Below are 2339 nucleotides of genomic sequence, written 5' to 3' on the forward strand. Positions count from 1 at the left end.
TTGAACATCACCAGCCTGCCATGACCGCCCTCTCTCGGCGAATTTGCAGAACTCTCAGAACACTACCGCTACGGCCGGCGTAGGCCGGTTCTCGAAACCACCTTCATATGACTCACAGGAGCGAGTTTCGAAACGGGCTCTGTCTAAGCCCGATCCAGTGCGGCGCGGATCAGCGCCGCCGCATCTGCCGGTCTCGCGCCGACTTCCAGGGTGAATGTCGGGACTGCCTTCACCAGCGCCGCAATCGTTGCCATGCGCCGCTTCTGCATCGGCAGCAAGCCGGTCATGCCGGTCCTGACGTTGTCGGTGGCAAGCGCAACCATCGCGTCGGTCCTCGCCATGGGCATGAGCCGGGTCTGGCCATCGGCCGAGCGCGCCAGATGCAAAAGCGCCGCGACCGGCCTGGAACGAGCATCCTCGATGCGGATGATCTCGCCGAGACGGTCCAGCGATACGGCCTGCTCGCCCTCGGCGTCCCAGGTGTCGCCAAGGCAGGGAGAGAGAAACGGCAGCATCGTCGCGGTGTTGCGATGAATCTTCACCTTGCGCGGCATGCCCCAGGCTGCGGTGCCGCCTGGCGTCGCGCTGAGGATCATCACATCGTCCGAGCAAAGGCCGAAGGCTTGCGATGCCAATGCCATTGACGTCGTCGACTTACCGGTGCCGCTCGGCGCATGGATCAGCACGAGTGCCTCGCGGCCGGGAAGCGTCAGGCCAGCGGTATGGAGCATGTGCTGCCCGCTTGCATCGAGCGCGGCATCCAGCACCATCATCATCAGCGTCCATTTGACCTTGCTGCCGGGATGAACGCGGATTTCGGCCCAGCCTTCGTCAGCATGTACCGAGGCCATCTGCAGGCCCGGGAAGATCAGATGGACGATGTCGCCGCCGTCGACCAGCCGGCAGTGGCCGTCCAGCGGCACTTCGCCATCGAAGGCGAGCTTCCCTTCGGGGGCTTCCGGCAGAGCCGATGTTTCGAGGATATCGATGCGAAAGCCAGGTTGGACGGGTTCGCTGACACGCATGGTGCCTAGCATCAGGTCGAAGCTCGGCCAAAGCTCTGCGCGCGCTGCCGATACCTTGATGACCTGGCCGTTGAGGTCATAGCAGAAGGTGGTTGCCGCACCGGTCAAGCGGCGCGCCCCTTCGCCGCGGCCGCATGGTGGCGATAGATCTCTACCATGCCGGGCAGGCTGTCGCTGACCACCGGCTTGCCATCCAGGTAGACCCAGCAATGCGCCGACAGGCGCGGCGCGTGCATCGATTTCGAATCGACGCCGAAGCGCAGTTCGGGGTCGAAGCCGGCCATGCGCAGGAAGCGGAACCCGAGCAGCCCCTCCCGCAGGCATCTGCGGTCGCGCATCAGCCAGGGATGCCGGACCGTGCGGTTGACGCGGGTGACGATGTAGGACGACGTCAGGCCCTGATAGGGCGTAGGCGCGTCGAGCGGCGCCCATTTCAGCACCGTCTCGAAGTCGCGCTGGCCGATCAGCACCGGCATCAGCCGGGCGCTGAGCCACAAATGGGTGCGGAACAGGGCGCGCAGGAACGGTCCGTCGGCCATCACGCGCCCGGGTCGGCGAGGATGCCTTCCGCCACCAGCTCGGACGCAAGCGCCGTCATGTCCTCGCCGAGCGTCGCCTTGTCGACCTCGAATTCGTCCGACAGCAGATCGACGATCTGATCGAGATTGCGGGCACCGTCGACCTTGTCGAGGAAGGCCTCCGTGGTGCCGTTGCAGGTGTAGAGCTGGCCGCTGCGCGCCAGAAGCACGACGGCGCCGTCGCCGACATGCTGCACGGAGGCGTCGTCCGCCATCCGCAGAACTGTTTCTGAGGCTATCTCAGCCATGCGCCCCTCCCTTCGCCGAAATGCAATTAGCGCGGCATCCCGGCGCTGTCCATTACCGAGCAGGGATTGCGCCGCGTCAGCCGGCCGGACCGATCGGGCCGCTCAAGCTGCCGGCAACGACGTTCGACAGCTTCTCGCGCTTGACCAAAATCGGCTTTTCTTCATCGAAAATCCCGCGAGAACAATCCACGGCAAAAGGATGACGGGTGGCGTCGCCTACTGTCAAGCGCGACGGTTCCCGCCAGGGTTGCCATTCTTCCCTCAAGTAAGCTAAGAATCCGCCGGGTTTTGGGGGAGTGGAGAGTATGCGTTACAATTGGGATCGGGCTCCGACCGCTTTCGAGCGCCACCGGAAGGCATTTGCGGCCGCCATTTTGATCGCCGGCGGCGTGGGGCTGATGCTGGCGGCACTTCCGCTCTAAAAGCGCGTCGCGATCTTTCAGATTCGCTCCGTGCGCTTTAGGTTTTTGATTTTACGCATGTCTTTG

Annotated in this window: 4 protein-coding genes; all 4 read right to left on the reverse strand. The window is 64.0% G+C overall.

The annotated features are described in order from the left end of the window. Positions 1-143: 143 nt before the first annotated feature. The 4 genes from RFM40_RS33400 to RFM40_RS33415 all read right to left on the reverse strand — a co-directional run bounded on the left by RFM40_RS33400 (position 144) and on the right by RFM40_RS33415 (position 2077). Positions 144-1133, reverse strand: a complete 990-nt coding sequence (locus RFM40_RS33400; RefSeq protein WP_320226179.1) for a serine kinase — start codon at positions 1131-1133, stop codon at positions 144-146. Then, a complete protein-coding gene (locus tag RFM40_RS33405) occupies positions 1130-1564 on the reverse strand; it encodes a lasso peptide biosynthesis B2 protein (RefSeq protein ID WP_320226178.1) in 435 nt (144 codons plus the stop codon). Before RFM40_RS33405 ends, RFM40_RS33400 begins: the two co-directional genes overlap by 4 nt. Beyond that, positions 1564-1851, reverse strand: coding sequence for a PqqD family protein (locus tag RFM40_RS33410; protein WP_320226177.1), 288 nt, complete (start codon positions 1849-1851; stop codon positions 1564-1566). Before RFM40_RS33410 ends, RFM40_RS33405 begins: the two co-directional genes overlap by 1 nt. A 76-nt stretch (positions 1852-1927) precedes the next feature. Then, positions 1928-2077, reverse strand: a complete 150-nt coding sequence (locus tag RFM40_RS33415; RefSeq protein WP_320279043.1) for a hypothetical protein — start codon at positions 2075-2077, stop codon at positions 1928-1930. Between the last annotated feature and the right edge of the window lie 262 nt (positions 2078-2339).

Source organism: Mesorhizobium captivum, from assembly GCF_033977165.1.
In the GTDB taxonomy this organism is placed as follows: domain Bacteria; phylum Pseudomonadota; class Alphaproteobacteria; order Rhizobiales; family Rhizobiaceae; genus Mesorhizobium; species Mesorhizobium captivum.

What these genes read in the sequence shown, in the direction of transcription:
- RFM40_RS33410 (WP_320226177.1), bottom strand. Translation starts at nt 1,851, where the DNA reads ATGGCTGAGATAGCCTCAGAAACAGTTCTGCGGATGGCGGACGACGCC.
- RFM40_RS33405 (WP_320226178.1), bottom strand. Translation starts at nt 1,564, where the DNA reads ATGGCCGACGGACCGTTCCTGCGCGCCCTGTTCCGCACCCATTTGTGG.